Source organism: Petrachloros mirabilis (assembly GCF_975968855.1).
This window is the reverse complement of the sequence record NZ_CDLUDY010000072.1, coordinates 1-22,562: the sequence shown is the minus strand read 5'-3', so window position 1 is coordinate 22,562 and position 22,562 is coordinate 1. Positions and strand designations below refer to the sequence as shown.

The following is a 22,562-nucleotide window of genomic DNA, read 5'->3' as shown; positions in this document are numbered from 1 at the left end:
CTGCCGCAAGATCTCACGACGACGATTCCTCAAATTGAAGGCGGAGACCCTGCAGTCGATGCATCTAATGTGCCACAGGGAGACTGGGCTGCTACGTCAATCACGATTACGATTTCGGAATAACAGCCGAAGACGCCACAAGGGAATTTCCAAGCGGGGTTAGTTTGAGGGCTACAACACCAATACAATATCGCCTAATTTGCATTTGGGCGAGCTGGGTACGACTGAACAGTTGCGGGTTTTTTCCGCTGGCGTCAATGCGGAGGGCTTAGTTTGATTAGCCGACGGTGCGAACGAAAAATAGGCTAAGACAACGTTGGACGAGCTATCCGCGCACGTCCTAACGCAACATAAAAAGAGCCAGCGGTATGCAATAAGAAAACGGAGAAGATTTAATTTAGGGGGTTTATCCGCAGGCATCAATTACAATAAGAAGATGATTAGCCTGATGTACGCGCGAAGTGTAGTTTGGTCGGGGCGAGAGGATTTGAACCTCCGACATCCTGCTCCCAAAGCAGGCGCGCTACCGGGCTGCGCTACGCCCCGACGTTTCTGGTCACTCAACTACCAACAGTTTGGTTTGTATTCTGCAACAAACTTCGGACTTGGGCAAATGCTTTTGCCCTGTGGCTGACGCGGTTCTTCTCCTCCGGTGACAGCTCGGCCAGAGTCTTTCCCGAATCTGGCACAAGGAACACCGGATCGTATCCGAATCCCTTCGAACCGCTCGGTTCTTCGGCGATCCTGCCTTCCAAGATCCCTTGAGCGATCTGTACGTCGCCTTCCGGTGATGCGATCGCTGCGACAGTGATGAATCTTGCCGTGCGTTGCTCCAATGATACGCCCTTGAGTTCTCGAAGAAGCTTGCGCCAATTATCTTCGTACGTCGCATGCTCGCCCGCATAGCGGGCCGCATACGCTCCTGGGCGACCGCCCAATGCGTCGACTTCCAAACCGGTGTCGTCCGCAACAGCAACCTTGCCGGTTGCCGCAGCCACTGATTTGGCCTTCTTGATCGCATTCGCCTGACACGTTTCACCATCCTCGACGACTTCAGGCACGTCGGGAAACTCGTCCATCGTTCGAATGCGAACGTTCAGACCGGATAGCAAGGCTGCCAGTTCATCCCGCTTGTGTCGATTTCGTGTTGCTAAAACCATCTCCAGCATCGCTAGTTATTCCAGTGCCCCGATCAAGTCACGTTGCAATGCTGTCAACGTCTGAATCGCTCCCCATCCTTGCGAAAGAAAACCATCCATGTCCTGTTTGGCGAAAGGTGTTCGCTCCGCTGTACCTTGAACTTCCACGAATTGGCCTTTCCCGGTCATCACCAAATTCATATCAACTTCCGCCGCCGAGTCTTCACTGTATGCGAGATCGACAAGGATTTCTCCTCCGACTTTTCCCACACTGATCGCAGCTAAATAATCCATCAGAGGACGTTTCTTGATCAAACCTCGTGTCTTGAGCGTGGTCAGCGCATCGGCCAATGCGATAAAAGATCCGGTAATCGAGGCCGTCCGCGTTCCTCCGTCCGCCTGAATCACATCGCAATCGATCCAGATCGACCGTTCTCCCAATTGGGACATATCCGTGACGGCCCGGAGGGCCCTGCCCACCAGCCGCTGTATCTCCAACGTCCGCCCCCCCTGCTTGCCCTTAACAGATTCGCGCGGGGAGCGCTCGTGCGTCGACCGGGGAAGCATGGAATACTCCGCCGTGACCCACCCAGTGCCCTTCCCCTTAAGAAAAGGGGGAACTTTTTCTTCGACAGATGCGGTGCAAATCACTTTAGTATCGCCCATTTCGATCAGCACAGACCCTTCCGCATGTTTGATAAAATTCCTGGTCACTTTAACCGGTCGAATCTGATCTTTTCGCCGTCCATCAGCCCGAAGAAACGCTGGTGCGCTCATTCTCCAATGCTCCTATCAAGTTAGTCGGCGCATTATAGTGAAGCGTTTGTTAAAGAGCAATGAAATGGCCGACTTGCCGCCGGTCCCCTCCAATTGATCTGTTCAAACTCGTGGCCATCTGCCCAAATCTGTACCCTCCACACCTCGGTATTTCTTTTTCATGAATTCGCTCGGGCCAACCCTGGCGGTTCGGCTGCCGGCAGCAATTAGAAAATAAAAGGGTTTTCACATCAAAAATGAGACAAGTGTTTTGTTCACCTTGCGATTCTTCCAAGCACGAAATCACAATTGATTGGCACAAAAGCTGCACGCCGTCTTACAGTTCCCTGGACATAAACAACACTCATGCTTCTCGACAACACCACGCACCGGACACAACCCACCCCAATTCGAAACGGTCCTTTCCCCATGACATTGCTACTTGATCGGCAAAGCCAGCAAGCATTACTGGATCTAAAACGGATCTTGATTGTTGATGATGAAGAATGCATCCGTCGCTTGCTCGGCTACATGCTTCGATCTCACGGATACGAAACCACCCTCGCATCCGATGCAAAAGAGGCACGTGGACATCTGGAAGATTCTCCATACGCGTTAGTGCTCTGCGACGTAAACATGCCGGGCGAATCCGGGATGGACCTCGTCCGGAGCATTTTGGGTCAGTACCCCAATACGGCAGCTATTATGGTTACGGGTTTGGACAGCCCGATTCTTGCCAATGCGGCGTTGGACATGGGGGCGTTCGGCTACATCATCAAACCGTTCGAATCCAATGAGGTTCTCATTAATGTAGCCAATGCTCTGCGACGACGCCGGCTGGAAATCGACAACCGCCTGCATCGCGAAAATCTGGAAGATGTGGTCAGGACACGAACGATGGCGTTACAGCAGGCCTTATCCTGGCTGGAACGCAGCGAGAAGGAGCTTCGGTTGTCGAGGGAAGAAACGATTCAACGGCTCGCCATCGCCGCGGAGTATCGCGACAGCGCGACCGCCCAACACATCCAGCGAATGAGCCAATATTGCGAACTCTTGGCCCGCCGATACGGTTTATCCGCGGAACAGTGCGACCTGATCCGTACAGCCAGCCCGATGCACGACATCGGGAAAATCGGCACGCCTGATCACGTCCTCCTCAAACCCGGAAAGTTCACTCAGGACGAATTCAACGTGATCTCTCAACATGCTGAAATCGGCTATCGCATTCTGGCTGGATCCGACGCGGAGATCCTCAACGTCGCTGCAACTATCGCCTTAACACATCATGAACGATGGGATGGGAGCGGGTATCCACGGAAATTGAAAGGGGAAGCAATTCCAATCGAAGGACGAATCGCATCAATTGCGGATGCCTTCGACGCTCTCACGACAGCGAGAGTGTACAAGCCGGCCTTTGAATTCGACCATGCCGTTGAACTCATGTCCAAACATCGAGGAGAGCACTTCGACCCTGAACTCCTGGATGTCTTCTTGGCCTCACTGAGTGACATCAAACATATCCACGAAAATTATGCGGACCGCCATCCTCCCGGATTTCCGCGTTTATAGTGCACATTTCATCTATTCATTGACAGCACTCCACCTCTCGCTATACTGCAGGCAATCGGATCGGTGCCGCTCCCTTTTCGCCATAACAGGAGTTGGAACGGTGGCGACGGAATAGAAAGGATTTCCAATCATGGCGAAGAAGACTCCAGCGATGAAGAAGTCCGGAATCACAAGGAACTGGCTCGCCTATCTCTGCGAGGCGCTTGTGACATCCGGCGTCATGCCGACCTGGGAAGCCGCCACATACCTCACTGAGAACCTGTTTGGTGAATTGCCGAATCCAAGACTACTCGGAACTACCAACGCGCACGAAGTGACAGCGCAATTTCTTCGCCGCCTCTACCAGCCGCTGATCGAAGCCGCCTCACGAGACGTTCTGCTTCCACACGGAGCCGTCGTCCATGTTTTCACCGACATCAGCCTAACCGGCAAATCGGCCGTCCTGGTAGTCTTGTTGCTTGAGAACGAGGGTCCCCAGCAGCTCCTGATGCTTGATGCCGTCAAGGCGTGGGACCTCGTCTTTCAAGATGCGGAAGCATTCAACCGGTGGGCGGAAGACCGATATCGGTTGGTCAAATCTTCACTGGTTGCGACGATCGGAAAACCTACCCGACAACCTCTGCTCGCCGAAGTCTCCTGATAAACCTCTCTGAGGACTCATCACGTTGGCTCATAGTTGAGATTGGGGGCAAGCCACCGCTCGATCACGGAAAGATCCATCCCCTTTCGACGAGCATAGTCTTTGACTTGATCCTTCCCGATTTTCCCCACGGCGAAATACCTCGCTTCAGGATGGGCAAAGTAGAAACCGCTTACAGATGCGGCGGGCAGCATTGCAAAGCTCTCCGTCAGTGTCATGCCGGCCCGCTTCTCCACCCGCAACACATCAAACAAGGTGCGTTTCTCGGTATGGTCCGGGCAAGCTGGATATCCGGGAGCGGGACGAATGCCTCTATACTTTTCACGGATGAGTTCTTCATTGGTCAGCGACTCATTTCTGCCGTATCCCCATTCCTCCCTGACCCGTTTATGGAGATACTCGGCAAAGGCCTCCGCTAATCGATCGGCCAAGGCCTTTGCCATAATCGAGTTATAGTCGTCATGATCCCTGTCGAATTGCCGGCATAGATCCTCCAGACCGATGCCCGCCGTCACGGCAAAGAGGCCGACGTGGTCCTGCCTTCCCGATCCCTTCGGCGCGACATAATCGGCCAAAGCAAGATTGGGCTGCCCATTCGGTTTTTCAGTTTGCTGCCGTAGCGTATGGATCGTCGTCAGCACATTGGTTCGCGTGCCGTCTGTATACAATTCAAGATCATCCCCTGAACTCGCAGCAGCATAGAAACCGTAGACCCCTTTGGCTTTCAACAGCCGTTCTTTCACGATTTGATCAAGCAAGTATGCCGCATCCTCAAACAGCTCCTTTGCCTTAGCCCCTGTGGTCGCATCATCGAAAATCGAAGGGTAACGCCCTTTCAACTCCCAGGTGTGAAAGAACGGAGACCAATCGATATAGCTGACGAGGTCGGTTAGAGGTTGGTCTTCGATCACTCGCGAGCCAATGAAGGCAGGGGTCGGCATGTCAATAGTGGCCCAGTCACAGGTGAACCGATTGGAACGAGCCTGCTCCAGTGACAGAACCGCCTTGCTGCCGCGTTCCTGATGGGCTTCGCGTACGTGTGCATACTCGGCACGGATCTGTCCGATGAATGCGGATTTCTGGCTGGGACTGACAAGGCTGCCGAGCACTCCGACCGCCCGTGAGGCGTCCAATACATGGATCACGCCCGCTCCATACGACGGAGCGATCTTCACAGCCGTGTGCGCCTTGCTCGTCGTCGCTCCTCCGATCAACAACGGCATCTCCAGGCCTTCGCGAGTCATCTCTTTGGCCACATGCACCATTTCATCAAGGGAGGGCGTAATCAAGCCACTGAGGCCGATTACGTCAACCTTGCGGTCCTTTGCCGTTGCAAGAATCGTTTCACAAGGCACCATGACGCCGAGATCGATCACATCGTAATTGTTACACCCCAACACGACACCTACGATATTCTTGCCGATATCGTGCACGTCACCCTTGACCGTAGCCAACAACACCTTTCCCTGCGATCGGTACTGTCCTAATCGTTTTTTTTCCTCCTCCATGAAGGGCATGAGGTAGGCTACTGCCTTCTTCATAACCCTTGCGCTTTTGACAACTTGAGGCAGAAACATTTTGCCGCTACCGAACAGGTCTCCGACGATATTCATGCCGGCCATCAAGGGACCTTCAATCACGGCAAGCGGCTTGGGATATTTCTGACGTGCTTCTTCGACATCCTGATCGATGTAGTCTGTAATGCCCTTGATGAGGGCATGAGACAAACGTTCTTCTACCGTTCCCTTTCTCCATTCGTTGTCCTTTGCCGCAACCTTTCCCTTTTGTTTGACCGTCTCGGCAAATGCCACCAGGCGTTCGGTCGCGTCGGGACGTCGATTCAGCAACACATCTTCCACCAGCTCAAGCAAATCCCTGGGAATCTCCTCGTACACCGCCAACTGTCCGGCATTGACGATACCCATGTCGAGCCCTGCTTTGATGGCATGGTACAAAAACGCCGCGTGCATCGCCTCCCGCACGACGTTGTTGCCACGAAACGAGAAGGAGATGTTACTGATGCCCCCGCTGACTTTGGCCCCGGGAAGATGCTGTTTGATCCACCGTGTAGCCTCAATAAAATACACGGCGTAGTTATTGTGCTCGTCGATCCCTGTCGCGACCGTCAGAACGTTCGGATCGAAAATGATGTCTTGTGGAGGAAAACCAATCTGCTCCGTCAAGATCCTGTAGGACCTGGCACAGATTTCCTTTTTCCTTTCCAAGGTATCCGCCTGCCCCTTTTCATCGAATGCCATAATAACGACGGCGGCGCCGTACCGTCTGATTAGTTTTGCCTGCTCAACGAATTTCCGCTCCCCTTCCTTGAGGCTGATACTGTTGACGACGGCCTTCCCTTGGATATTGCGAAGACCGGTTTCCAGAACCTCCCACTTCGAGCTATCGACCATGATAGGTACTTTGCAGATTTCAGGCTCCGATGCGACCAGTCGGAGAAATTTCTCCATGGCGGCTATGGAATCCAGCATGCCCTCGTCCATGTTAACGTCGATGATTTGAGCCCCTCCCTCCACCTGCTGACGCGCCACCGATAGGGCCGCTTCGTAATCACCCGCGAGGATGAGCTTCGCGAAGGCCGGAGATCCGGTCACGTTGGTCCTTTCACCGACGTTGATGAAGTTCGATTCGGGACGAATGGTGAGAGCTTCCAGCCCACTTAAACGCGTATAGGGTTCCACGCTCGGGATCTCCCGCGGCTTCAGTCCGCGCACCGTTTCAGCGATCAACTTGATATGGGCGGGGGTCGTTCCACAACAACCTCCGACAATGTTCAGCCAACCGTTCCCAGCCCATTCACGCAATTGAGGCGCAAGCGTATCGGGCGTCTCGGGAAAACCCGTCGGCAACAAAGGATTCGGCAGTCCTGCATTCGGGTGTGCACTGATATAGACTGGGGCGATGGAAGCCAGCTCCTCGATCAGAGGCCGCATTTCCTTTGGTCCTAAGGCGCAGTTCATTCCGACACTCAGCAGTGGCACGTGTGAGATGGAATTCCAGAAAGCTTCGACCGTTTGTCCTGTGACTCCTCTATTGCTTCCGGCCTGAATGAATGTGACAGAAGCCATAATGGGCACTCGCCGTCCGATCTCATCAAAAACCTGCTGAATGGCAAAGAAGGCTGCCTTGGCGTTAAGGGTGTCAAAAATCGTCTCGACGAGCAGAATGTCAGCACCTCCGTCGAGAAGACCGCGGACTTGCTCACTATACGCTCTGACTAATTCCTGAAAGGTTGTACCGCGGGCCGCAGGATTATTGACATCCGTTGAAATCGATGAAGTCTTTGTCGTGGGCCCGATGGCTCCAGCCACAAAACACTGGCGTCCTGATTGTTTTGATTGAACGGTTTGAACCGCCCGTTTGGCACATTCCGCACCGGCTTTAGATAATTCATACCCCAGAGACTCCATCTGATAGTCGCTCAAGGAAATCGCCTGGGAATTGAAGGTGTTGGTTTCGACAATATCAGCACCGGCCTCGAGGTACTGCAGATGAATATCTTCAATGATAGCCGGTTGCGTGATGTTTAAGAGATCATTGTGTCCCTTGAGGTCCCGCTTCCAATCCTTGAAGCGTTCTCCTCGAAAAGCCGCCTCATCCAGCTTCCGCTGCTGGATCATGGTCCCCATGGCCCCATCGAGGACCACGATACGATCCTGAAGTATAGACTCCAATAACTGCACGTTTATCACCTTCTCCAACTACCTCTGAGCGCAGATTGCGCCATCATACTGATAACTGTACCGACCGGCAACCAATCTTCCCTCTCGCGCCTTGACAGGCTAGGGAAGCGCCGATACGATGAGCTTGATTACGGAAACAGACAGTAGTCTTGTCTATGAACCGCCTGGCCGATCAAATTGTCCATTTTACCATGTCGGTGGCGATCTTCTGTTTTCTACCGGCAACAGTGGTTGCCGCTCCCTATTTTGAGGACGGGTTCTTAGGGCTCTCTCAAAATGAACTGCATGACAAGATCGGGATGCCACAGGCCGTCAGAGACCGCAAATCGGCATTGCGCGTCTTTACCTATTACGCCATCACAGACTGGGACAGATACTTCCGAAAACTTGTTTCACCGGAAAACGGTGAAGACGTCTATACGTTCACACGAGAGGGGATAGACATCCGTTACTCTTTCAGTTACGCCTTTGATCCCAACGACCACAACGAAGATCGCCCCCTCTTCGTCAGGCTCGTCGATATCGAATTTTCTCCACCAGTCCCAATCCAGCAGGTTCCGTCGCTCGTGCCCGAATTCAAACCGTCAGATGATCCATCGTCGCCTGCGTTTCGCTCGAATATTTGGATACTGCTGTTTAAAGGTGATCCTTCACCGGAAGCCCGATTCATAGTTCGAGAGAAAGGGAAAGACTCTCTCAATTGGACTCTCACGTATCAGCTGTTTTCGTTACAGGGACTACCCGATCCCCTCACAACAAAGGCCCTCATTGACCGTATGGAAATCGGGACGCAGAGCTTGGAGATCGTCAGACGCCGACAACGCCACACGCATGAGTCCATTCTGAATCCCTATTCAGCAGCATTCGCTCAACAGCAGACCGTTCCTCGTCAGGCAAAAACTAAGAAGATCCCCCTGCCACAGTATGCAGACTGATGGCGTTCGAAGGCATGGGGGACGTCGTTTTATTGGACGTGCTTGAGATGTTCCTGCTGTTTGTTCTGGATGTGAGATGCCTGTCCGCGAAGAATATCGAGGGGGCCGTCTTGGGAAAAGTAGATGAGGATGGGAGTTGTCAAGCCCAACATGACTAATCCCCAAAGTGAGAGAAAACGCATTACCTGGCTTCCACTCAGGAATCGGAGTGTCAGACAGAGAAGAAACAATGCCCCTGCCACCGTCAAGGCATGCGACTGATAATGAGTCATGCCCGGAAAATTGATCGTTGCGTTTCCAATTGATTGGACAGTTTGAAGCACACTACCACCTCGGGATGATTTTCCCTCCTGCTCTACCTTCACTACGTTGGCGCGATATTCGGCAGGAATACGATCATAATCATCAGTGATTACATTCGTGCCCTGATGGTCACGATAAGAATATAGTGATTTCGCCGAGACGGTACTCGCAGCGGTCAGCCCCAACAAACCGGCAAGCAGGAATCCGGCAAAAAACAGATAAATGCTCCCTCTGCATACCCCTTTTGCCCAAAAAGCGATCGGCATAATGATCTAGTATAGCCCATCGTCAGATCTCATTGATTCATCAGGATAAATCAGACGCCGACGCCTTGACGGCTTCCGGAGGGATTGTTACGATGCGCTGAAGCCGTGCGTATGGATAACACAACTCACATAACGTCTGACTCTAAGGAAACGCCGGACTCTGACGACTCGTTCATTCGCCAGAAACCGGTGCGGATAACGATTTATACAGGATTGGCTCTCTTCGCCATCTTGATGATCATTTGGCCCTTGATCGCGCAACTTCTCGATCCGAACTTTGAAAAACACATCGCTGAACATCGCGTCATGGTTGGCATGTCAAAAAACCAAGTACTACAAGCCTGGGGTGGTCCGCAGACGATCAACACCTCTTTTACCGACGAAGGAATCCGGCGGGAGGAATGGATTTTCGAAGATTGGGAAAGCCCGTCGGTCGTGAAACACCGTTACCTGTATTTTGAAGAAGGTACGTTGATCGGAGGTTGGTTTCAAGGATCAGGAGAACGCCTCCCGACAAAGGGTCCCTCCAATCCACACGTCCCTAAATCTCAGGGTTAGATCAGGCTTGCGCTTCCCCCCACACCTCCCGCATGTCGACCCGAAGACGATGAAGGATCTGTTCTGCCCGTATATAGTCCGATTCTTCCACCATGATATGTGAATTCAATCCCGGAACCCCGGGGTACAGGCTATTGATGTTGGCATGACAAATGACATATTCAATCCCGCTTCCTTCGAGCAGACTTTGCAACAGAGCCAACTCGCCGATTGTGTATGGCTCGGCCAAGCGGATCATTCCCATTGTCTCAACTCCCACTTCTCTGCCTTCCAGACACGAACCGATCCCTCCGTTGCAATTTCCAATGAACCCTCCTACACTCGATCAACATTCAAGGCGTTTCGGTAATTTGTACGCGCCGCTGCTGGCCAGGCCCTCCGGAGATCGTCAGCACGCGTTTCCATTCCCGAACCTGATAGACGGCCCACGCTGGCGACTGTCCCTTGTAAAAGGCATTGGGATCTTCACCGCTGACATTCAGATAAATGGGTTCGGTGAATCCTTCGTCGAGCACATAGTCGAGAAGACACTCCGTGACAAAACCTGATCCACGCAGAGTCACCTCGGCAAGCAATGAGAGAATGTCTTCTGGATTTTGAATCGTCAACGGCTTCATGATGCCTCTATAAGCTGATTGTAACGAGGCCCACTTTAGGAAGGCAACCCAGATGGCAAGACCGCTGACCAAGAGCCGCTTTCAAGAAGAGATACTCCGCATCATGGATCGGAAACATCACTGGGCCTGGCCAACCTTCGTCAATGGATCCCTTACGCTCGACCAACTGAAGATCCATTTCGAGCAGGAATACGGCGTATACGTGAGAGATTTCCCTGTCCTGTTAGCCAGAATCCACGGGCAAAACCCTCCCCCGTCTGTACGGCGAATGCTGGCTGAAAACATCTACGAAGAGGATACAGGGGGGCTTTCCCTCGGGAAGTCTCACCCGGACCTGTTTCTTGCCATGATGAACGGGTTGGGATTGTCCACGAGAAGGTTTGAACGTGTCACCCTTTTACCTGCGGCGCGACGCTATCGCGCCTGCCTCGACCGCCTGTCGCGCCATAACGATTGGGTCGGCGGCGCCGCAGCGTTGACCGTGTTCGTCGAGGGAAGCATCAAGGATAGAAAAGAGTTGGCCGAACCATCCAAACCCAAGACCGCCGAAGAAATCGAATCTGTTATTCAGCAGCACAGTTTGGTGAAACATTACCGTGTGCCTCCCGACGCCATGGACCTTATTCGCGCCCATCAAATGGTCGAAGCGGGACATCGCCATGACGCCTACAATATGGTCGTGAATTACGCAACGTCACGCGGGCAGCAACGGGCGGTTCTCACCTGCCTGAAGACCTGTTTAACACTGTGGACTGCCTACCGTGATGCCGTCGCGAAAGCTTGCGGAATCAGGAAAGGATGAAGAACAGGCTGCTGATCGGACTAGTGATTCCCCTCTGTTTCGCATGCCATACCCCACCTTTTAGCAGCGCCGAGGTCACCGACGGCATGGTCCTTATCCCGGCAGGGGAATTCCTGATGGGAAGCTTCGACGACGGAATCACTTTCGACGACGAGCGTCCTCAGCGAAAGGTGTTTGTCAGCGCCTACTGGATTGACCGTTACGAAGTCACGAACGCCCAGTACAAACAATTTATCGACGCCACGGACCATCCGGCGCCTATTCATCTGAGGCCACAACTCACACTCTGGTTTCACAACACCCCGTTCCCAGGCAGCGAGGAGCATCCGGTCGTCAACGTAAACTGGAACGATGCTTTGGCCTACTGCAAGTGGCGAGGACGACGCTTGCCGTCGGAAGCAGAATGGGAAAAAGCAGCGCGAGGCATCGACAGCCGACGTTACCCTTGGGGCAATGAATGGGATTTCTCCAAAGCCAACAGCGCCAGTTATTGGGCAGGCCGCACGATCGAGTTCAAGGACCGAACGGAGTGGGAAGCCTTCTGGATGGCAGGCGAGGGAGCGCGCATATCACATGAGCGAGGACTCAAGGGCGAAGTGCTCACCATGCCGGTCGGCAGCTTTCCAGATGGTGCCAGTCCCTATGGCCTATTAGACATGGCAGGGAACGTATCCGAATGGGTGATGGACTGGTACGAACCCTACTCGTATCTCAACGCACCGCTGTCTGATCCTCAAGGCCCTAACGGACAACTCCTCAAGGTTGTTCGCGGTGGATCATGGCTTAAACCGGCAAGAAGCCTGCGGACCACCAACCGGGACTATGGGTATCCCTCAGAACCTGCCAGCGGTATCGGCTTCCGATGCGCCAAGGACCCGTTCTAGCTCAGGTGAACAGCACCTTTCCCAACGTGTCAATGTAAATAGGCACAGTAGTCTTTATGGCAGTGCGTTGGTGCGATTCAGGCGGCGTTCACGGCGGAAGAACCAAATCGATCCGCTCCACTCGCACGAACGGCATGATCAGACCCAGTCCCTCTTCATCGTGAGAAAAGTCGTAGACGAGCGATTCTTCCGGAACAAGCCGGCCTGTCATTACGACATCAATTTCAAAAGTTTGATTCTTTCCAAGTTCCCGCTGATATTGTTCCCGCTGAACGGCATCCAATGCCACAAGCAAATTCCCCGGTGTCTCTTCAGGCTTGAACCGTATCACCCCCCAGCGCGTCTTGATGAATTTTGGGCCCAATGCAACGGGAAAACCCCCTCTCTCTGAATCGTACCTGGACAATTCTCCGACCCACAAGAAGGATACAAGCCATGACAATGGAGGCCGGCCCGCTCGCTTTGCATCACGCTCCCTGTTCAATGCAAACAGCCGATCGTCGAGACCAGAATCTCCATGGCCATTCCCATACAAAGCACGCCAATCCGGTGGCTGGCCATCCAAGGCGATTAGGAACTCCTCTATCGTCTCGGGCTTCACCATGAGGCGGGCATCGACCGGGAGGATTGAGGTCAATCCACTCTTAGGAATCAGCCGGAGCGGGCCACTCGAACTGAGCCCGTTGCTGCTAACCGGAATGCCCACCAGAAGAAAAAGGAGAAAGATGAGAACAGACAGAAGCCTACACATAAATAACGAGTTACTCAGGAGCCCTGTCCAAAGCCTGTCGGAAAGCAGACTGCAACCCCGTCATAGCGGGATGGTCTTCCTTGATGACACCGATTTGTGCGAGTTCCGCCGTGCGCGGAGTGGGGTCGATTTGTCGCAGTGCTTGTTTGGTGAGTCCTGCGGTTCCGACGACTTTCTGATAGGTCGTCAGCCAGGATTCGACGATAGCCCGTAGGCCTACGTCATTTGCTTTCATGCGCCCAAGTCGAACTTGATCGAGCAGCTTGATGAGCGGATCGGATTGCGAGATGGCGGAAATCGCCCCTTTGAGCTGTTCGCCGGAATCCATTACCGCCACTCAGTTCATAGAACAGGCGCCCGGCCCTCGCGGATCGCCACAACTGCCGCAAGACCCGCCGCCACCGCCTGACGAAGCCCAAGGTTCAGTGGCGCCGACACCAAAAGCGGAAAACTGTTTTTCCAGCGCCGTCCCCGTGCATCTGGGACAAGTAGCCTGGGTCGACCCCTGGATGAGCTGTTCGAATCGATGATTGCATTCACGGCAGACATATTCGAATATAGGCATAATTCCACTCCTTCTTGAGGCCTCATTATAGAGGCGTCGAACGGCGCTTCGCAATGCGGGGGAGAATTCGATGTATCATGAAGAAAAGTCATTTACCCTGAAATTCAGCCTTGAAGCTGCCTTCCCTGACGATTACGACGGCGACGAAGACAGCCTGGCCTGGACACGGGAATGGGAGGCGCATATCAAGCCTCAAGTCCTGAAGCAGGTCTTTGAATCGCTCCGTCAACATCATGCCTGGTCGTCCCATATCCGTAACCGGGGGTTGTCGCCGACTGATGAAATCGAGATTGTCATGACTCGAGACTTCTCAAAACCCGTACCGTTTATTTTTCCATCATGACCGTTCCTATTGGACTGTACATCCATATTCCCTTCTGCCGATTGCGGTGCGACTTCTGCGCGTTCTATTTCGAAATCCACCGTGAACCAGCTGCCGAAAGCTTCCTCCGGTCGCTGACCACCGAGTTGCGGCTGCATGCCACGCAAGCTGACATCGCAGGGCGCACCGTTCAAACCCTCTATTTCGGAGGCGGAACACCCACGGCACTCAGAACCGCCCAACTGCTCCGCATTCTAGACGCGGTGCGTCAGTCGTATTCGCTGGCGACAGATTGTGAGATCACGGTCGAAGCCCATCCTGGGACAGTGACAGACCACGATCTGGATGTGTTGCTAAGCGCGGGAGTGAACCGGATAAGTTTCGGTGCGGAATCACTGCACGACGATGAACTGAAGCAGATTGGACGTCCCGGGACGAAGGAAGAAACTATCACCGCCGTCCATGCCGCTCGGAAAACAGGCTTTATTAACATTAATCTTGACCTGATGTATGGGCTGCCTGGGCAGTCGCTCAAGCATTGGGAAGAGACACTCCTTCAAAGCCTCCAACTGAGTCCATCACACGTGTCCTGTTATGCATTGACCATCGAAGAAGGCACTCCATATGCCCATGCCGTTCGGCATCAAAGGACCGAGCCCCCGGATGAAACGATGCAGATCGAGATGTTTCGCGCCGCCCAAAACATTCTGGCCAATTGGGGATTCGAGCATTACGAAATCTCCAACTATGCCAAACCAGGTTTCATCTGCAGGCACAACCAACTGTATTGGACGAACGGCGACTACCTGGGGCTAGGGCCAAGCGCGCAATCCTTTGTGCAGGGCGTCCGTTTCGGAAAAGTAGCCAACTTGACAGCCTATCACCATGCGCTCGCCGACGGCCGGCTTCCAATTCATGATCCGACGCGCCTGTCTCGAGAAGAACATCTCCGAGACGCCGTCATTTTCGGTCTTCGGCTCCTGAAAGGAGTTCCCACTTCCCTCCTCTTGGAACACGCGAGGAACTTCGGACGTCTTGAAACTTTGCACTTCCTCAAAGCAAAAGATTTGATTGAAGATGAGGGGGATCGAACCAGGTTGTCGGCACAGGGACAACTTCACGCCGACACAATCGCCGAGCAGTTGTATTGATCTCCGTGACGAGTTAATGCCGGATCATCAGATAGTGCAAACCCGCATCTGCTAAAATTCCTGCCCACGCCAGACCATTCAGCCATCTGAGTGCCGGGCTGGGCCCCTTCCAGTGGTGGAGGAGGGCTCCGAAAATGCACAGCTGCGTGAGAATCGAAAAAGGACGATGCAGGTTGGCTGATACCAATCCGCGCTCGCTGGCGATCGCTGAAGCTGCAGCCAAGAAATAGCAGACGAACGACCCGACTTGGAGCCACCTGGCACGCCCGTCAGTCCCGCCCCTCACAACGAGGACCAAGGCCCACGTCAAGGCAACGATGACAATCAAAAGGAGAAGAGGGAAAAGTGGCCACCAGACTTTGGCATCCAACATGGCGGGCGACTCTAACAAGGCCGTAGAGTGAGGTCAACGGCCAAACAATACCTCATGGGTGCCATTGACAAGTTCCCCAATGAGGGGCGAGACTAATAGCTGATTGAGGAGGCCTCATGCCCATCAACATGGACCCTGCAAAGAAGCACCGGCGAACCCCTCAGACCCCTTCCCCTCAACCACAGTCCGAGCATGAAGCTCGCCCCAGACAGTTTGGTGAAGAAACTGAAGAGGACAAAATCAAAGCCCTCGCCGATGCCGAGTGGAAGAACCTGTGGGATGCGACCGAAGTGATCGACATGGATCCGTTCTAAGAATTATCCGACCGCATACGGCCAGGAACATCACAGAAAGATTGCCTGCGAGCCATCAGGCAGGGAGAAAATAGAAGGCGATCGCCAGCATCGCATACACTCCGACCAGCATCACTCCCTCCATCCAGTTGGACTCTCCGTCCAGTGAAACAAATCCGACGGCCAAAACAGAGATCGTCACAGCAGCGACTTCGAACGGCGTAAAGATAAGGTCGAGGGGAGCCCCGAATAGGTAACTGGCAAACACCAAGATCGGCGCCACAAGAAGAGCAATCTGCAAGCTCGAGCCAACGGCAATTCCCAGCGCCAAATCCATCTTGTTCTTCATCGCCACCATGACCGCGGTCGAATGTTCTGCAGCGTTGCCGATAAGAGCCACGAGGATCACCCCGACAAACAGCTGGGTCAGCCCCAAAGTTTTGGACGCATGGTCGAGCGCCCCGACGAGCATTTCGCTCATAATCGCCACCAATCCGGTCACAACGGCCAGGACAATGAGGGATTGCGAGCGAGTCCACGGCTCCTCCCCTAGATCGGACGCATCGTGAAGATCTCCGGTAAATAGATGCTTGTGTGTCTTCAAGGAAAACACGAGACTTGTGACGTAAATGATGAATAATACAAGAGCGATCTCGAGGCTCAGCTCTCGTTCTATCGCGAGGCCACGGTCGGCCGCCGTATAATGAAACACTGCGGGGATAATCAGGCCGACCGCGGCTAGGAGCAGCAGACTTGCCCCCAATCCGGCCGCCGTCTGGTTGAATTTCTGTTTCTCGAATTTCAAGCCACCTGCGAGCATCGACAGGCCCAGGACCAGCAAGATGTTTCCTAAAATAGAACCGGTCAACGACGCTTTAACAACATCGTGCAACCCCTCGCGCAAGGCAATCAGCGCAATGATCAATTCAGCGGCATTCCCCAGCGAGGCGTTCAGCAGTCCGCCGATTCCAGCCCCGACATGAGCGGTCAGATGTTCGGTTGCCCGTCCCATTATTCCGGCAAGCGGGATAATGGCAAGCGCCGCGGATATGAAAACCAACAGCGGATCGGCCCCGATCAGCTCCACCACAATCGTCAGAGGCACGAAGACGAGCAGCACATCAAGCCAAGAGGTAAAAAGACTCTTCATGCGCGGAACGTTAGCATGACGACACACGCTTGTCGACGAAACAGCCTGAACCTAGATGTTCTCTTTTTCCACTTCGGTTCAAGCATCGCCGCGACACGAGGAGCGACCGACTCCGCTCACGATTCACGCCGGTCCGTTTCTCAAGTTCATAGGAACGTTCGTCACCTCGCGTTTGAGGGCCAGCCCTCGGTGCCGATTGACCTTGGTGTCAGAATTCGATAGCAATCGGGAGAAGAATCTCTGTTAAAATTGCAGTCCATGGTCGGCACTCAAACCCCCGTTGCAACCCCTCTGGAAACGGAGACGCCTTCAACAGGAGCAGGCGACGGGCTCGACGCACGCGTCATTGTCTACAATTGCGACTGCCATACCTATCAGCAGGTCATATCATTGTTCTGTCAGTGCATACCTGGAATGACCCCTTCTCGGGCCTTCGAGTTGGCCTGGAAAATCGATCACCATGGCGAAGCGGTCGTCTATACCGGAGAGTTGAAGCAGGCGGAAGAAATCGCCGGTAAACTCGGAAGCGGCGGACTTCGCGTGGCAGTGCAGTAGCAGAGCAGTTACTTCTTGCGGGAAATCTTTTTCTTGGGTGAAACCTTTGCGCCGGGCTTTGACTTCTTATGGGAAACTTTCCTTTGAGTCCTCTGAGTCTTTTGAGCAGTCTGCTTGGATGCCCCCTTGCCCTTTCCCATCTTCGATTGAGCCACCTCCGCCTGCAGCTTATGGGTTCCCGCAGTTCGGTTCAGCTTACTGACCATTTCACTACTATAGACACGAACCTGATACAACTCGAACAGTTTAGCAACCGCCTTCTGATCCCCTTTTTTCGCGGCGTTGAGCAAACGCCGCCTTTGATTCATTTCTTCTTCTTCAGTATGGGAAGCCGCCCGTCGTTCCATGCCCGTCCTTTCAACGTTCCTGTCACCGTGCGCCTCTTCGGCCACGCGCACGTCGCCGGAAAAAATCAGCGCACTATAGCAAAATTCCCCATGATTTGAAAATGTTCATTCTTGCTCTACCGTCATCACAACCCCCATTGAGTGCCGGACGAGAGGGTAGGTATACTCTCGCAGAGTTGTTCACCTTCACGCAGGAGATATCAGTATGGACAAACCACCTTCAGAAAGACCGGCAGTCGCCGATGATCCGAAAGCCCGCGAAGCGCTGCGCCAGGCCTTCGACAACACCGCACGATGGCAGAAGGATTTCAAAGGCTTCACGGCCGATTTAACCGTCAACATCAACGGCGCGGAAACCTCCGGTCCCGTGATTGTTAAGGGACCGAGAGACGTCTCCGTTCAACTGGACATCCCTGACGTCCAAAAATGGGCTCAGGAACAACTCGGCATGATCGCCGTCCATCGCGGCCCTCGAAGTTTCGAGGAATCCGACGGGAAATATACGCTGACCATGCAGGAAGACGGCCATCCCTTCGGAAGCAGGCTCGATATTCACGGATCCAACTCGTTCTATCGCCTCAAAAATGGCCGTATCACACAGATCAACCGCAAGATGGCCCATCCCGGCATGCCCCCGTTCGCCTTCACGATTAATGTCGAAGAGAGTGCGGTGACGCAGGATCAGAAAAACCTGACCACGAAGTACACGGTTTATTATTACTCTCCGGAAAATGGCAAACTGAATAACGTGGAGAGTTTCACCGACACCCACGTTCGCATCGGCTCTTCGGACCTTCCGGCGACACGCCGGATCATCTCTTTCGAGAACGGTGAGGTTGTCGTAAAAAGTCTGACGTTCAAGAATCACAAATTACTCTGAAACCGACATGGATCTCCGGAGGGAATTCCCCCGCAGCATGCGCGTTAAGATGGAAGGCTATGTGCATCTTGCGCGCATGATCGACAAATGCCGGGCCGTCCTCGCGGGAACCGAGGGTGAATACATCTATCCCTGCCCACTGGATGAACGTCTCATGGAGTTTGCTGGAATCACTGCCCAACAATTCACCGAAGCGGTACGAACCAATTCGACCGATGAAGGGGTCGGCAAGTGGTTTCGACGGACCGCAAGGGAACATCCACCCGCTCAGCTAGAGGAATGGAACGCAAATCTTTTAGCCCGAGGCCCAAGCTCTCCGGAAAGTGCTGCACGATTCAAGAAGTACCTCGACGCAGTTGATCCCTCCCGCACCGACATTACAGCCTGGTCTGATCTGCAGGACTTGGAAGAAGGGCGCGCAGTTCCTCTACGACGTCGCAGAGCCGGGGGTTGACTCTCCTATTCGTATAGGTTCAGAATCCGGCATTCTGTCGTTAGTTGTGAAGGGGTTCTCCGGCGTGTGGAGTGCGGGAATTCTGGAAGTTAACCCTGCCTGCAATGTGACCGTCCACCAAATCGGGCCGGCCAATCTGAGAGTTGTGCTCGCCGATAATTTCTACCTCCATCCCGAAAAAGTGGCTGATCTCGCCCTCGGGCTCTATTACACCGAAACGAGATCCGTCATCGGCAGCTATCCCGGTTCACGCGCAATGGTGACACTCGACACATCTCCACTGATTCAGACTCTCGGCAAATTCTGGGGAGAACCATTGAAGCCGTTTCACGCGGAGTATCATCCCGTGATTTTCTCCGCTATTCAAAATCGGAATTATCAACTGAGCCCTTGGCAGCGGCAGCCCCATATCGACCAAGGCGTCACCGCCATGGTGTACTTAAATCCTGAAGAAATGTGCAGCGGGGGAACCGGGCTTTACCGGCATCGCCCCACTGGCCTGACGCGTGTTCCCATCAACATCACCCCGGAACTAATCCGGCTCGCTCAGAACCATGGCATCTCGGCGGCAAAGCTCCGAACCGAGGAAGGATACGCCGAGTTTTTCAATTCGGTCTTCTTCAGACCGGAGTATGCCGCGAAGAACAATGCCTATATCAACGACGGGAACGAGTACTGGGAACTCCTCTATCGAATTGACATGAAACCCAATCGATTAGTGATTTTCGATGGGCGCGCATTCCATTCGCAGCACATCGAAGAAGGACAATTTCGGGACTATTTTCGGATGAACCAGATCCTTTACTTCCAGGGCCATGACTGACAGGCTATTCTGGGCACGCGAATAATCTCTCGCCCATTAAACTCATCAGACATGTCATAAATTCCTGAGAAGAAACAACCGGAATGGTCAGCGAGAGGGTTCTTGACTGCAAGCCGCCGCAGTCTGTGGAGAATCGTTGATCGAGAACGTCATTGTGCCGACCTGGCTCAATGCATGGATTTGTTGACCCGGGCTGCTGATGTAAATCTTCACAATATAATCGCCTACCCTCCACCCGTCCTTCGGTGGACGGACTTCCAAATAACCGTACCCCTCGTTCATATCCATGAATTGAGCGTCTTTGCCAAGCGAATCACCGACCGGCTTGCCCTCTTTGCTCAGCAAAAACCAATCCGCGTTCATCTGCATTGGAGCATCGAGCGACGGAATCTCATAGACGATGTAGATAGGGCCTTGGGAGGGTGGAAATTCCGATACCCCTGGGATCACGGGCAGGATTCTGGAGTTGGTGAACCAACCGGGACGGCCGAAACTGTCGGTGGGGACCTGCCAGTCACAGGCCATCGTGATCCAGGAAAACATGTTCTGCGGCCGCTTCCAATTTTTTTGATCCAAGGGGGGAATTCCAAGATCACCGAACTGGGTTACTTCCTGCTCTTTCTGCGGCAACATTTCGCGCAATGCCAAAGCCGAGCTCGCCATTGTGACGACATTAATGCAACACAGAGCCGACAAGAGTAATGCGGTTCGCAGGGAGAAGAGTTCCCGCGCATTGTCGCGAACAGCATTTACGAGTGCGCTGCAGCCTGTTTGATTTGAAACCATACGACGACCGCTCCTGATCAGGATTCAGTCTACTCCTCCCATACGCCAAGCTACAATGGCCTGAGGGGGAGTTTCCCGTCACCTGACAGTTGCGGTTACCGCCTCTAAACAGAATCCGTGAACACCCGAGCCGCGTGAGCTGTCCTACCGAAACCCCTCACCGCTCGTCCCTCCGCCGAATCCACCCCAATTTCCCCCGAATCCACCCTGCCCGGTTCCCCAATATTCGCCCTTTCGGATTCGGCTGTACGGATGGCGAAGATCCGGCCTGCTGATCCACCACAAAAAGGACATCGCTCCGATACTTGTAAACAGAGTGATCCAGAACCCCAGGCCTTTGAAATGTGCTCGTGAGAGCGAGCCGACACGGATATCCTGGCAACGCGAAGCAAGCGCCACGCTCGTCCGGTAAAGACCTTCCCCGAAATGCCCACGACCGATCGAGGGATGCAGATACTCACCGCCAACCTGACTCATCACTTCCGGTGTAATAATCGGAAGCATCCGCCGCCCGAGTGTCATGGCCGCCTGCCGTTCCTCCATAGAGACAAGAACCAAGATGCCGTGCTCCTGTTGAGCAGACCCGATTCCCCACTTCTCGTAGAGCGCAGTCGCGAAATCATGCGCCGAACCGAATGGTTTGATCGTCGGAACCGTCACGACCACCATTTCCACACCGGTTTTCCGCTCCAGATCCTGCGCGACGGAACGGATGCGAGCCCGCCACTCCTCTTCGAGCACCATGGCATGGTCGCTGACATACCCCATGGGGTCTGGCAATTTGATCCTCGGCCGTTCATAAGGACTTGCGAACAGCGCGGTATCGCAAAGGACCGGAATCAAGATGGCCCAAAGGATCAAAAATCTCTTCATGATGACAGTGACCGAATTACGGCATTTGTCAGAGTAGAGGTGGCATGCAGATAACGATCGAACAGCCGTGGAACTTCGCCAGGGCCAGGGGTAATCTGCCCCCGTTTGAGTAACAGGGCATCGAGCAAACCCTGCAGGTCGATCCCGAAATGATCACCCACGTCTTTGATCAGCGCATCGGACTGGGGCACCACTGTCTTTCCCGATACGCGCTGCACTCCACGCAGCAGAGGAAGAAGCGACGTGATCGAAAGCGGGAGCAGAATTGTAACCGCATCGTTGGTCCCGCCTCCCTCAGCAAACCGCTGACGCAGCCTTAACACATGACTGACAAATCCTTGCATGACTTCATCCTTGAGCCGTCCTCCGTCCACATGAAAACCGACGAAAGGATCTCGCCCTCCAAGGACACGGTGGTACTCCTGAATCTCCACAAACTCGAGCGGGAACAGCACGGAAGAAGTTTGCAGCTCTTGATCCGTGAGAAATAACGGCACAACCACCTGTTCCTTACTCCATCGTTTATGGATGGGTGCATAGAGCTTCAAGGTGGGGGCATCGAAGTTCGAAATGACGAACAACATATTCAGATTGGAGCGCCCCGGGAGAAATTCGCCGCGAACGGCGCTCCCGTATATCAAGAGTCCCTCGAGTTGCTCGCCGAACACTGCCTTCACATCTTTGGCATAGGCATGCACCAGCCCTAGAGTTTCCTCCGGCAATCCTTCGATGATTCTATCGGCTGAAGCCATGACCCCTCGCTATGACGTTCGCTGTTGCACTATCTGATGAGCAAAGATGTCGGGCAAGAACCCTGCGGCGATCGCCTTATCAATCAACGTAAGCGGCGCTTGCTTTCGCAAGCCCGCTGTGGTCGACAGAACCTGATACCGCAGGCGTGCATTCCGGTCCAGAGTCATAAAAGCGCGGTCGCGCAGAAAAGCCACGAAGGGATTGCCGGTGTTCCAATAGAACACCTGCTGATCGGCCAGCCGTTGCAACATTGTCACATGGGGACGGCGCGCTGTTTCGTAGTTTTTCAGGCGTTCGGCCGAGCAATCATTGTCGG

At 53.7% G+C, this 22,562-nt stretch carries 29 protein-coding genes and 1 tRNA gene; 13 read left to right on the top strand and 17 right to left on the bottom strand.

Annotation, left to right across the window (positions count from 1 at the left end):
- Positions 1–469: 469 nt before the first annotated feature.
- The 3 genes from ACWVCN_RS03080 to rph all read right to left on the bottom strand — a co-directional run bounded on the left by ACWVCN_RS03080 (position 470) and on the right by rph (position 1,916).
- A tRNA-Pro gene (locus ACWVCN_RS03080) sits at positions 470–546 on the bottom strand.
- A 14-nt stretch (positions 547–560) separates the two neighbouring features.
- Positions 561–1,160 carry an XTP/dITP diphosphatase gene (locus ACWVCN_RS03075; protein ID WP_455244046.1) on the bottom strand — a complete coding sequence of 200 codons (600 nt, stop codon included), beginning with the start codon at positions 1,158–1,160 and terminating at the stop codon, positions 561–563.
- Positions 1,161–1,175: 15 nt separating this feature from the next.
- Complete coding sequence (gene rph, locus ACWVCN_RS03070; protein WP_455244045.1) at positions 1,176–1,916, bottom strand: ribonuclease PH; 741 nt, start codon at positions 1,914–1,916, stop codon at positions 1,176–1,178.
- Positions 1,917–2,324: 408 nt separating this feature from the next.
- Between rph and ACWVCN_RS03065 the strand changes: the two genes are divergently transcribed.
- Both ACWVCN_RS03065 and ACWVCN_RS03060 read left to right on the top strand, forming a co-directional pair.
- Positions 2,325–3,464: an HD domain-containing phosphohydrolase gene (locus ACWVCN_RS03065; protein WP_455244044.1), complete on the top strand. Its 1,140-nt coding sequence runs from the start codon at positions 2,325–2,327 to the stop codon at positions 3,462–3,464.
- A 130-nt stretch (positions 3,465–3,594) separates the two neighbouring features.
- The gene (locus tag ACWVCN_RS03060) at positions 3,595–4,104 is read left to right on the top strand and encodes a hypothetical protein (protein ID WP_455244043.1); all 510 of its coding nucleotides are present in this window, start codon (positions 3,595–3,597) and stop codon (positions 4,102–4,104) included.
- A 20-nt stretch (positions 4,105–4,124) separates the two neighbouring features.
- Here ACWVCN_RS03060 and metH read toward each other — a convergent pair whose 3' ends face one another.
- Positions 4,125–7,805, bottom strand: coding sequence for a methionine synthase (metH, locus tag ACWVCN_RS03055; RefSeq protein WP_455244042.1), 3,681 nt, complete (start codon positions 7,803–7,805; stop codon positions 4,125–4,127).
- Positions 7,806–7,960: 155 nt separating this feature from the next.
- Here metH and ACWVCN_RS03050 point away from each other — a divergent pair, with 155 nt between their 5' ends.
- Positions 7,961–8,740, top strand: a complete 780-nt coding sequence (locus ACWVCN_RS03050; RefSeq protein ID WP_455244041.1) for a hypothetical protein — start codon at positions 7,961–7,963, stop codon at positions 8,738–8,740.
- Positions 8,741–8,769: 29 nt separating this feature from the next.
- Here the strand turns inward: ACWVCN_RS03050 and ACWVCN_RS03045 are convergent, their stop codons facing one another.
- Positions 8,770–9,309 carry a hypothetical protein gene (locus ACWVCN_RS03045; protein ID WP_455244040.1) on the bottom strand — a complete coding sequence of 180 codons (540 nt, stop codon included), beginning with the start codon at positions 9,307–9,309 and terminating at the stop codon, positions 8,770–8,772.
- Between the two features lie 111 nt (positions 9,310–9,420).
- Here ACWVCN_RS03045 and ACWVCN_RS03040 point away from each other — a divergent pair, with 111 nt between their 5' ends.
- The gene (locus ACWVCN_RS03040) at positions 9,421–9,867 is read left to right on the top strand and encodes a hypothetical protein (RefSeq protein WP_455244039.1); all 447 of its coding nucleotides are present in this window, start codon (positions 9,421–9,423) and stop codon (positions 9,865–9,867) included.
- A gap of 1 nt (position 9,868) precedes the next feature.
- On the opposite strand, the gene ACWVCN_RS03035 is transcribed toward ACWVCN_RS03040, so the two are convergent.
- Both ACWVCN_RS03035 and ACWVCN_RS03030 read right to left on the bottom strand, forming a co-directional pair.
- Positions 9,869–10,111: a putative signal transducing protein gene (locus ACWVCN_RS03035; RefSeq protein WP_455244038.1), complete on the bottom strand. Its 243-nt coding sequence runs from the start codon at positions 10,109–10,111 to the stop codon at positions 9,869–9,871.
- Positions 10,112–10,199: 88 nt separating this feature from the next.
- Positions 10,200–10,484: a hypothetical protein gene (locus tag ACWVCN_RS03030; protein ID WP_455244037.1), complete on the bottom strand. Its 285-nt coding sequence runs from the start codon at positions 10,482–10,484 to the stop codon at positions 10,200–10,202.
- A gap of 52 nt (positions 10,485–10,536) precedes the next feature.
- Here ACWVCN_RS03030 and ACWVCN_RS03025 point away from each other — a divergent pair, with 52 nt between their 5' ends.
- Together ACWVCN_RS03025 and ACWVCN_RS03020 are read left to right on the top strand one after the other, a co-directional pair.
- Complete coding sequence (locus ACWVCN_RS03025; protein ID WP_455244036.1) at positions 10,537–11,286, top strand: TenA family transcriptional regulator; 750 nt, start codon at positions 10,537–10,539, stop codon at positions 11,284–11,286.
- Positions 11,283–12,170 (top strand): formylglycine-generating enzyme family protein, encoded by an 888-nt coding sequence (locus ACWVCN_RS03020; protein ID WP_455244035.1) that lies wholly within the window; start codon positions 11,283–11,285, stop codon positions 12,168–12,170. The genes ACWVCN_RS03025 and ACWVCN_RS03020 overlap by 4 nt, the downstream gene beginning before the upstream one ends.
- Before the next feature lie 88 nt (positions 12,171–12,258).
- Here ACWVCN_RS03020 and ACWVCN_RS03015 read toward each other — a convergent pair whose 3' ends face one another.
- The 3 genes from ACWVCN_RS03015 to ACWVCN_RS03005 all read right to left on the bottom strand — a co-directional run bounded on the left by ACWVCN_RS03015 (position 12,259) and on the right by ACWVCN_RS03005 (position 13,486).
- On the bottom strand, positions 12,259–12,807 hold the full coding sequence (locus ACWVCN_RS03015; protein ID WP_455244034.1) for a hypothetical protein: 549 nt from the start codon (positions 12,805–12,807) through the stop codon (positions 12,259–12,261).
- A gap of 124 nt (positions 12,808–12,931) precedes the next feature.
- Positions 12,932–13,249, bottom strand: coding sequence for a hypothetical protein (locus ACWVCN_RS03010; RefSeq protein WP_455244033.1), 318 nt, complete (start codon positions 13,247–13,249; stop codon positions 12,932–12,934).
- 9 nt (positions 13,250–13,258) lie between these two features.
- Complete coding sequence (locus tag ACWVCN_RS03005) at positions 13,259–13,486, bottom strand: FmdB family zinc ribbon protein (RefSeq protein ID WP_455244032.1); 228 nt, start codon at positions 13,484–13,486, stop codon at positions 13,259–13,261.
- Between the two features lie 70 nt (positions 13,487–13,556).
- Here ACWVCN_RS03005 and ACWVCN_RS03000 point away from each other — a divergent pair, with 70 nt between their 5' ends.
- Both ACWVCN_RS03000 and hemW read left to right on the top strand, forming a co-directional pair.
- Positions 13,557–13,829 carry a hypothetical protein gene (locus ACWVCN_RS03000; protein ID WP_455244031.1) on the top strand — a complete coding sequence of 91 codons (273 nt, stop codon included), beginning with the start codon at positions 13,557–13,559 and terminating at the stop codon, positions 13,827–13,829.
- Positions 13,826–14,959 carry a radical SAM family heme chaperone HemW gene (gene hemW, locus ACWVCN_RS02995; protein ID WP_455244030.1) on the top strand — a complete coding sequence of 378 codons (1,134 nt, stop codon included), beginning with the start codon at positions 13,826–13,828 and terminating at the stop codon, positions 14,957–14,959. The genes ACWVCN_RS03000 and hemW overlap by 4 nt, the downstream gene beginning before the upstream one ends.
- Before the next feature lie 13 nt (positions 14,960–14,972).
- Here hemW and ACWVCN_RS02990 read toward each other — a convergent pair whose 3' ends face one another.
- Positions 14,973–15,332, bottom strand: a complete 360-nt coding sequence (locus ACWVCN_RS02990; RefSeq protein ID WP_455244029.1) for a hypothetical protein — start codon at positions 15,330–15,332, stop codon at positions 14,973–14,975.
- A gap of 116 nt (positions 15,333–15,448) precedes the next feature.
- On the opposite strand from ACWVCN_RS02990, the gene ACWVCN_RS02985 reads away from it, so the two are divergent.
- Positions 15,449–15,646 carry a hypothetical protein gene (locus tag ACWVCN_RS02985; RefSeq protein WP_455244028.1) on the top strand — a complete coding sequence of 66 codons (198 nt, stop codon included), beginning with the start codon at positions 15,449–15,451 and terminating at the stop codon, positions 15,644–15,646.
- 55 nt (positions 15,647–15,701) lie between these two features.
- Here ACWVCN_RS02985 and cax read toward each other — a convergent pair whose 3' ends face one another.
- On the bottom strand, positions 15,702–16,775 hold the full coding sequence (gene cax / locus ACWVCN_RS02980; RefSeq protein ID WP_455244027.1) for a calcium/proton exchanger: 1,074 nt from the start codon (positions 16,773–16,775) through the stop codon (positions 15,702–15,704).
- Positions 16,776–17,033: 258 nt separating this feature from the next.
- Between cax and ACWVCN_RS02975 the strand changes: the two genes are divergently transcribed.
- Positions 17,034–17,330, top strand: coding sequence for an ATP-dependent Clp protease adaptor ClpS (locus ACWVCN_RS02975; RefSeq protein WP_455244026.1), 297 nt, complete (start codon positions 17,034–17,036; stop codon positions 17,328–17,330).
- An 8-nt stretch (positions 17,331–17,338) separates the two neighbouring features.
- Here the strand turns inward: ACWVCN_RS02975 and ACWVCN_RS02970 are convergent, their stop codons facing one another.
- Positions 17,339–17,677, bottom strand: a complete 339-nt coding sequence (locus ACWVCN_RS02970; RefSeq protein WP_455244025.1) for a hypothetical protein — start codon at positions 17,675–17,677, stop codon at positions 17,339–17,341.
- 205 nt (positions 17,678–17,882) lie between these two features.
- On the opposite strand from ACWVCN_RS02970, the gene ACWVCN_RS02965 reads away from it, so the two are divergent.
- The 3 genes from ACWVCN_RS02965 to ACWVCN_RS02955 all read left to right on the top strand — a co-directional run bounded on the left by ACWVCN_RS02965 (position 17,883) and on the right by ACWVCN_RS02955 (position 19,834).
- Positions 17,883–18,557: a DUF3386 family protein gene (locus ACWVCN_RS02965; RefSeq protein ID WP_455244024.1), complete on the top strand. Its 675-nt coding sequence runs from the start codon at positions 17,883–17,885 to the stop codon at positions 18,555–18,557.
- A 7-nt stretch (positions 18,558–18,564) separates the two neighbouring features.
- Entirely contained in the window at positions 18,565–19,011 is a 447-nt protein-coding gene (locus tag ACWVCN_RS02960) for a DUF5069 domain-containing protein (protein WP_455244023.1), read from the top strand.
- A 64-nt stretch (positions 19,012–19,075) separates the two neighbouring features.
- Entirely contained in the window at positions 19,076–19,834 is a 759-nt protein-coding gene (locus ACWVCN_RS02955; RefSeq protein WP_455244022.1) for a DUF6445 family protein, read from the top strand.
- Between the two features lie 87 nt (positions 19,835–19,921).
- Here ACWVCN_RS02955 and ACWVCN_RS02950 read toward each other — a convergent pair whose 3' ends face one another.
- The 4 genes from ACWVCN_RS02950 to ACWVCN_RS02935 form a co-directional block, all read right to left on the bottom strand.
- Positions 19,922–20,620 (bottom strand): hypothetical protein, encoded by a 699-nt coding sequence (locus ACWVCN_RS02950; RefSeq protein ID WP_455244021.1) that lies wholly within the window; start codon positions 20,618–20,620, stop codon positions 19,922–19,924.
- A 144-nt stretch (positions 20,621–20,764) separates the two neighbouring features.
- Positions 20,765–21,493, bottom strand: coding sequence for a TPM domain-containing protein (locus tag ACWVCN_RS02945; RefSeq protein ID WP_455244020.1), 729 nt, complete (start codon positions 21,491–21,493; stop codon positions 20,765–20,767).
- Entirely contained in the window at positions 21,490–22,245 is a 756-nt protein-coding gene (locus tag ACWVCN_RS02940) for a hypothetical protein (RefSeq protein ID WP_455244019.1), read from the bottom strand. Before ACWVCN_RS02940 ends, ACWVCN_RS02945 begins: the two co-directional genes overlap by 4 nt.
- 9 nt (positions 22,246–22,254) lie before the next feature.
- Positions 22,255–22,562, bottom strand: a 308-nt coding sequence (locus tag ACWVCN_RS02935) for a hypothetical protein (protein ID WP_455244018.1), incomplete at its 5' end; no start/stop codon positions are given.

Coding starts and splice junctions, on each gene's coding strand:
- ACWVCN_RS03030 (WP_455244037.1), bottom strand. CDS start 10,484: ATGAAGCCGTTGACGATTCAAAATCCAGAAGACATTCTCTCATTGCTT.
- ACWVCN_RS02950 (WP_455244021.1), bottom strand. CDS start 20,620: ATGGTTTCAAATCAAACAGGCTGCAGCGCACTCGTAAATGCTGTTCGC.
- ACWVCN_RS03005 (WP_455244032.1), bottom strand. CDS start 13,486: ATGCCTATATTCGAATATGTCTGCCGTGAATGCAATCATCGATTCGAA.
- ACWVCN_RS03035 (WP_455244038.1), bottom strand. CDS start 10,111: ATGGGAATGATCCGCTTGGCCGAGCCATACACAATCGGCGAGTTGGCT.
- ACWVCN_RS03000 (WP_455244031.1), top strand. CDS start 13,557: ATGTATCATGAAGAAAAGTCATTTACCCTGAAATTCAGCCTTGAAGCT.
- ACWVCN_RS03045 (WP_455244040.1), bottom strand. CDS start 9,309: ATGCCGATCGCTTTTTGGGCAAAAGGGGTATGCAGAGGGAGCATTTAT.
- ACWVCN_RS02985 (WP_455244028.1), top strand. CDS start 15,449: ATGCCCATCAACATGGACCCTGCAAAGAAGCACCGGCGAACCCCTCAG.
- cax (WP_455244027.1), bottom strand. CDS start 16,775: ATGAAGAGTCTTTTTACCTCTTGGCTTGATGTGCTGCTCGTCTTCGTG.
- ACWVCN_RS02960 (WP_455244023.1), top strand. CDS start 18,565: ATGGATCTCCGGAGGGAATTCCCCCGCAGCATGCGCGTTAAGATGGAA.
- ACWVCN_RS03075 (WP_455244046.1), bottom strand. CDS start 1,160: ATGGTTTTAGCAACACGAAATCGACACAAGCGGGATGAACTGGCAGCC.
- ACWVCN_RS02945 (WP_455244020.1), bottom strand. CDS start 21,493: ATGAAGAGATTTTTGATCCTTTGGGCCATCTTGATTCCGGTCCTTTGC.
- ACWVCN_RS03060 (WP_455244043.1), top strand. CDS start 3,595: ATGGCGAAGAAGACTCCAGCGATGAAGAAGTCCGGAATCACAAGGAAC.
- ACWVCN_RS02965 (WP_455244024.1), top strand. CDS start 17,883: ATGGACAAACCACCTTCAGAAAGACCGGCAGTCGCCGATGATCCGAAA.
- ACWVCN_RS02940 (WP_455244019.1), bottom strand. CDS start 22,245: ATGGCTTCAGCCGATAGAATCATCGAAGGATTGCCGGAGGAAACTCTA.
- ACWVCN_RS02970 (WP_455244025.1), bottom strand. CDS start 17,677: ATGGAACGACGGGCGGCTTCCCATACTGAAGAAGAAGAAATGAATCAA.
- ACWVCN_RS03025 (WP_455244036.1), top strand. CDS start 10,537: ATGGCAAGACCGCTGACCAAGAGCCGCTTTCAAGAAGAGATACTCCGC.
- rph (WP_455244045.1), bottom strand. CDS start 1,916: ATGAGCGCACCAGCGTTTCTTCGGGCTGATGGACGGCGAAAAGATCAG.
- hemW (WP_455244030.1), top strand. CDS start 13,826: ATGACCGTTCCTATTGGACTGTACATCCATATTCCCTTCTGCCGATTG.
- ACWVCN_RS03040 (WP_455244039.1), top strand. CDS start 9,421: ATGGATAACACAACTCACATAACGTCTGACTCTAAGGAAACGCCGGAC.
- ACWVCN_RS03020 (WP_455244035.1), top strand. CDS start 11,283: ATGAAGAACAGGCTGCTGATCGGACTAGTGATTCCCCTCTGTTTCGCA.
- ACWVCN_RS03010 (WP_455244033.1), bottom strand. CDS start 13,249: ATGGATTCCGGCGAACAGCTCAAAGGGGCGATTTCCGCCATCTCGCAA.
- ACWVCN_RS02975 (WP_455244026.1), top strand. CDS start 17,034: ATGGTCGGCACTCAAACCCCCGTTGCAACCCCTCTGGAAACGGAGACG.
- ACWVCN_RS02990 (WP_455244029.1), bottom strand. CDS start 15,332: ATGTTGGATGCCAAAGTCTGGTGGCCACTTTTCCCTCTTCTCCTTTTG.
- ACWVCN_RS03065 (WP_455244044.1), top strand. CDS start 2,325: ATGACATTGCTACTTGATCGGCAAAGCCAGCAAGCATTACTGGATCTA.
- ACWVCN_RS03050 (WP_455244041.1), top strand. CDS start 7,961: ATGAACCGCCTGGCCGATCAAATTGTCCATTTTACCATGTCGGTGGCG.